This window comes from Pyrobaculum sp. (genome assembly GCF_049971835.1).
GTDB lineage: Archaea > Thermoproteota > Thermoprotei > Thermoproteales > Thermoproteaceae > Pyrobaculum.
In genome coordinates this window covers 1-5,290 of record NZ_JBMFKV010000134.1, presented here as the reverse complement: position 1 = coordinate 5,290, position 5,290 = coordinate 1, and the positions used below count along the sequence as shown (strand labels likewise).

6 protein-coding genes and 1 pseudogene are annotated in these 5,290 nt (G+C 62.5%); 4 read left to right on the top strand and 3 right to left on the bottom strand.

The genetic code is table 11. The features are described 5' to 3' along the window. The 3 genes and pseudogenes from ACP5J3_RS10570 to ACP5J3_RS10560 all read left to right on the top strand — a co-directional run. A pseudogene (locus tag ACP5J3_RS10570) lies at positions 1 to 256 on the top strand (hypothetical protein); the annotation flags it as partial. A gap of 188 nt (positions 257 to 444) precedes the next feature. Continuing rightward, positions 445 to 789, top strand: a complete 345-nt coding sequence (locus tag ACP5J3_RS10565; protein WP_428495658.1) for a hypothetical protein — start codon at positions 445 to 447, stop codon at positions 787 to 789. A gap of 28 nt (positions 790 to 817) precedes the next feature. Then, positions 818 to 1,021, top strand: coding sequence for a hypothetical protein (locus ACP5J3_RS10560; protein WP_428495657.1), 204 nt, complete (start codon positions 818 to 820; stop codon positions 1,019 to 1,021). Between the two features lie 93 nt (positions 1,022 to 1,114). Here ACP5J3_RS10560 and ACP5J3_RS10555 read toward each other — a convergent pair whose 3' ends face one another. The 3 genes from ACP5J3_RS10555 to ACP5J3_RS10545 all read right to left on the bottom strand — a co-directional run bounded on the left by ACP5J3_RS10555 (position 1,115) and on the right by ACP5J3_RS10545 (position 4,663). Further along, entirely contained in the window at positions 1,115 to 2,944 is a 1,830-nt protein-coding gene (locus ACP5J3_RS10555; RefSeq protein ID WP_428495656.1) for a metallophosphoesterase family protein, read from the bottom strand. After that, positions 2,944 to 4,284, bottom strand: coding sequence for an ABC transporter (locus ACP5J3_RS10550; protein WP_428495655.1), 1,341 nt, complete (start codon positions 4,282 to 4,284; stop codon positions 2,944 to 2,946). Before ACP5J3_RS10550 ends, ACP5J3_RS10555 begins: the two co-directional genes overlap by 1 nt. Positions 4,285 to 4,429: 145 nt before the next feature. Then, positions 4,430 to 4,663, bottom strand: coding sequence for a hypothetical protein (locus tag ACP5J3_RS10545; protein WP_428495654.1), 234 nt, complete (start codon positions 4,661 to 4,663; stop codon positions 4,430 to 4,432). On the opposite strand from ACP5J3_RS10545, the gene ACP5J3_RS10540 reads away from it, so the two are divergent. Continuing rightward, positions 4,647 to 5,290: ABC transporter substrate-binding protein (locus ACP5J3_RS10540; RefSeq protein ID WP_428495659.1), on the top strand; the 644-nt coding region annotated here is incomplete at its 3' end. The two genes, ACP5J3_RS10545 and ACP5J3_RS10540, sit on opposite strands and share 17 nt — an antisense overlap.

Below are 5,290 nucleotides of genomic sequence, written 5' to 3'. Positions count from 1 at the left end.
CTACAAGCTATGCACACCCGTTAGATGCCTAGAAGTCAGGGTAGTAGAAACATTCGGTGAGGTAGCGGGCGGTAGAACAATCCCCACGACGCCCCGCGGCGCCTCATGCTGGGGGTGGCCCCTGCCCACCACCCAATTCCTCAGCTGTAGAGACCGGCTCTACTTCTCAACACCTCACTGCGGCGGGAGGTGGATGCGCATAAGAGGCGAGGTGAAGGGGAGGCAGAAAGAGGTCTGGCTGTGTGGTTGCCGCTAGGCGCAGTTGCGTCCACGAATCGCCCGCAGATGGCAATGGAGCTTACAGATCGCCCCGTGAAAGTAGCGGCGGTGCCCTCTTACCAGAATACCCGGGGTAAGGGGGGCCTGCGGCATGTGACGTCGTCGAGCTGGCCGCTAGTAGGGCAGTGAGATGTATAACTATTTAAATAGTGCGTGGGTGGAGTTATGGATTTGTTGAGAGTTGGCGTGTTCCTTCTGGGGGTGGCGGCTCTGATTGTGGCTGTGATTGGCCTTATGATCTACTTGGAGAGGCCGAGGCCGGGCCCCGAGCCGCCTTTCTACGCCTACTGTGTGGATAAGTACGTCGTCGTGTCGGCTAACGCCGAGCTGAGGGGGGTGAAGGTCTACGAGCCGGGCGGCGCCGTTTACTGCGTATTTGACCAAGTCAAGGCGGGCTCGGACGCGGTCTGCCGCGTGGGCAACGGCACCCTGTACGTGGTGGAGTGGGGTGGCTACTCCAAGGCCGTGCAGTGCGCCCCGCCCCCGCCTCCGAGGACAGCCACAGATTAATGTTATAAACCTGCCGCCTCGATCCGCCATGCTGAGAGTAGAGCTACAAGGCCCCGTGGCGAGGCTGGTGTATCAACGCGGCGAGAGAGAGGCCGTGGCAATTGGTCCGCTCGCCGACCTCCCCACCCTCCTAGGCCTCTTCGTCGCCCAGATGGCCAGGGAGGGCTTCACCCCAGATGAAATATGCCAGGCGGTTAAAGAGGTTTTGGAGAAGGTAGGGAAAAAACCCTAGGACCTTACCCGAGTCTCGCCCTGCTTGGGCCTCCTAGCAAGCACAGCAAGCACCGCCGCCCCAATCGCCGCGATTATTACCAGCGCGGCTACCTCAATCGGGAAGCCGGGCTGAGGCGCCTGCGGCGCGGCGGGCGCAGGTGTGGCTGGCGGCGCGGTTGCAGTCGGGGACGCCGCGGACGGCGGAGGCGCGGCGGTTGGCTGCGGCGTGGCGATCGGCGTGGTGGTGGCGGGCTGGGTTGTTGTGGCTGTCTGCGTTACTGGGGCGGTAGTGGCCGTGGGGGTCTGGGTTGGTGGCCGTGGGTGTTGGGGTTGGTGTGGCGGTGGGGGTGGTTGTGGCTGGCGTGGTGGCTTGGCCTATCTGTATGGTGGTGGGCTGGCCGCCGGGGGCGAGTATCTGGAGGGCCGTGGGCTTCTGGTAGGTGAATTTGTAGATGTAGACTGGCTTCTCCTCGAAGTAGGAGCCGAGGACTCTCTGGCCGTTGACCAATAGGAAGGGCACGCCGACGTTGGGGTCGTCTGCGGAGATTGTGACCGTCACCAGGTCGCCGGGGGTTGGGCTTCTGGGGAGCACCTTCTCCACCTTGACCGCAGGGGCCGGGGCGTAGTCGCCTATGGCGATCCACACCGGCCTGCCGGAGAGCTTAATGGTGTATCTCGTGTACTTCCCCAGGGGGTGTCTCTGCACCTTCACCAGCTGGGCGGAGCCGTTGAGCACCTTCAGCCCCGAGTAGTCGCCCGGGAGGTCGATGGTGATCTCGCCCGGCGCCAGGTCGCTGTCTATGTAGAGCTGAGCCGCCTTGGAGCCCCAGGTCAAGACGGCGAAGTTCTTGTAGGTCCACACCTCTCTGCCGATTTCCACGCGGCCGTCGGGGTAGACGACGTATGACCTGTAGCCGTGGGAGGTGTCTATGGAGCCGCCGAGGGTCCTCGTGGTGACGAAGTACGTGCCGTTTATCACAATGGTGGAGTTGCCGCTGTGGACGTGGCCGGACATCACCAGCGCCACTCTGTACTTGATGGTCAGCTCTAGGAACTTCTCGTAGGCGGGTCTGTTCTGGAGGTAGCTGGTGTAGACGATGTAGTACTGGCCCCTGCCGGTGGGGTCTCTGTTTAGGCGGTCGACGTCCTGCGGCCCTCTGTATGTCTCCACTATGTAGGAGTCGGCTTTGTAAAACGGCGGGAGGTGCACGAGGACTATCTTCACCTTGTCTGGGTACCTCTTCAACACGTCTTCATAAAACTTGACGACGGAGTCGGTGAGGTAGCCGTCGAAGCCGCTGTCGAGGCCGATTATTAGGTAGGGCCCGACGACTCTGTACCACACCGGCGGGCCTTGGAACTTCCTGTAGTTTACCAGGGGGTCGTCGCCCGCGTGGTCGTGGTTGCCGGGGATGGCGAATATGGGCTTGGTTGCGGTGGAGGCGTACCTAGCGAAGAGCATGTGGTGCCACGGCTGGCCCCCCACGTCAGCCTGGTCGCCGGTGGCGAAGACCACGTCGAAGGGCCCGCCGTTGGCCACTACCATGGCGTGGATGAGGCGGTAAACCGAGGCCATGTCCAGCTCCACTCCCACGTGCTCGTCGGTGATTTGGAGAATCCTAAGCGGCCCCGTGACGTTGCCCACCCAGACAGCCTTCGGCTCGTAGAGCTCCCCGCCGTTTATCACCACGTCGTACAGCCCGAGCGGCGTGTCCGCAGGCACCGCCGCCGTGATTACGTTGCCGGAGGTCTTGAATGTGAGGGCTATGGGCTTGTCTAGCCCAGGCGCCGCCAGCGCCACGCTGTTCACCGCGACCGGCGAGTCGAGGGTGATGTTGAAAGTGCCCCCGGGCGTGACGTACGCGGGGACGGCCCACCGGGGGTCGACGATGGAGGCCGCTAGGGCCAGGGAGGCGGCGAGGAGGAAAAAGAGTAGCCTCATTACCTCTTCCTAATGGCCAGAGCCGCGGCGGCTATGGCGAATATCAACGCCAGCGCCGTCCCGACGAAAGCCACGGTGCGGGCGTTGGAGGCCTCGGCCATCGCCGCGTTTAGTTGCTGGCTGAGCTGATCCACCTTCTGGCTCAGCGCCGAGACTTGGCCGCTCACGGTGTTTATCTGACCCGCCACGCCGCCTATCTGGTTGCCCAGTTGAGCGACGGTGTTCTTAAGCGACCCCACGTCGCTCTGCACCCCGCCGACTGCGCCCTTCACCGCCGCCATGTCTCCCTTCACAGCCTGGAGATCGCCCGACAGAGAGGCTATGCTGTTGGTCAGCTGGGCCAGGGCCTGGCTCTGGGCAACCATGGTGGAGAGCTCTCTGTAGTTGCCTGTGGCCCACAGCATGAGGTTTCTGAAGAACCTCGGCCCCTCAAGCGCCACGCCGTAGTAGGCGGGCGCCACCATGGGCTCGTAGCCGCCGTAGGGCGTCTCGCCGGAGAGTATCAACACGCTGTTGCTAGGCATAAACTCGACAGCCATTAGGGCAAAGACGCCGCGGTCCCCGGCTTTGTGTGCCTTGCCGTCTCTCCCCTTCTTGTCGGCGGAGGTTCTGTGCTCCACAATGACGCCGTTTTCCGTCGTCCTCGCAATTACAAAAATGTTGTTGTAGTACTTCGAGACCGCTGGGCTGTTGGCGGGGACCCACGTCCCGTTGGGCAACACTACTGCGATGACTCCGGGGCCGTGGAAGAGCACCCTCTGCGCCATGAAGCCGAGAAACGCCAGCTGAGGCGGCGGATCTACAACGCCGACCACTCTGTAGCCGGCCCTCGCGTTGTGTTTAGAATCCTCCACAGAGACGTAGTCGAGGCGGATGTGGGCCCCGAGGTACTCAGCCACGTCGTTACACGCCGCCTGCGACTCCTCAGAGCCCTGCGCCGGGTAGTCGGAATCGGCGGCGCACCAGAGCACCTTCCCCCCGGACTCGAACCACTTCTTCAAAGCCGCCAGCTCTGCGTCTGACAGCGTCTTAGGCGGCTGGCCCAGTATGATAACCTTGAACTGGGTTAGATCCACCGTGGAGAGGTCACCCCTGATAATTGTAGCCATCTTCGTGACGTTGAGCCTACTGATTAACGGATCAACGGAGGTCCCCGGCGGCACCAAGATGTAGAGGCTTGCGAAGTCAGAAATCGCCAGCGGGTTCGCCGTGGAGTTCACCCAGAAGTCAAGCCCCTTGGAGGCCTCTCCGTGGGCTAGGTCTACCAAAATAGGCGTGTTTATTTGCTGGGCCGCCGCGAGGGCGGCCACGAGGACCGCCAACAGGAGTTTCGACCGCATGGCACAACTTTCAATCATTTTTAAATGTCTAATTCGTATGAATCCCCGCCAGCTAACATTTAAATAGAGGCAGTAGTTACGCCATGCGAACCGGGTTAGTAGCTGGCGCACTAGCCGCGGCGGTCGTAATCGCCCTGGTCGCCCTCTACCTCGCCACCCAGCCCCCCGCAACCCCTCCACCCACCACCACAAGCACCCCTACGACGCCGCCATCTCCAACCACTACGCCGACGGCGACGCCCAGCCCCACGACGACCTCCCAGCCGCCGACCACCACCTCCCCCACAGCCACCACGTCGCCAACCGCCACCACCCCAACGACAACCCCGACTGCGGCGCCTACCTGCGACAGGCTTGTGGTGGTGACTAGGCACCCCACCGACATCCTCGACGCGGCGAGGACGCTGTTTCTCAAAAGCGACGTGGCGAAGAAATACGGAATAAAGGACGTGGTTTTTAGACCCATCGCCGCGGCGCAGTGGAGGCCTCTTATAGAGCAGGGGCAGGCCGACGTGGCGTGGGGCGGAGGCCCCACTCTCTTCGACTCGCTCTATAAAGATGGGTTGTTGCTCCCCCTGGAGGGCGACGAGGTTAAGGCCGCGCTGGCCCAGATACCCAAGACCATCGCGGGTATGCCCATGATGCGGACGGGGGCAGACGGGAAGGTGTACTGGGTTGCGTGGGCCATCTCCAGCTTCGGCATCACAATAAACACAAAGGTCCTAAAGGCCGCCGGGGTGCCCGAGCCCAAGACGTGGTCGGACCTCGCCTCCTTCGACTACGGCAGGGCCGTGCTGATGGGGATGCCGGTGACGGGGGTGGCGCGGTTTACAGAGTCTACCAGCCACACGAGGATTGCCGAGATCATCCTCCAGGCCTACGGCTGGGACGACGGGTGGAGGGTGATTACCCTCACTGCGGCTAATGGGAAGATCTTCGGCGGTAGCGAGGCGGTTAGAGACGCCGTAATTGCGGGGGATATCGGGGCTGGCTGGACGATTGACTT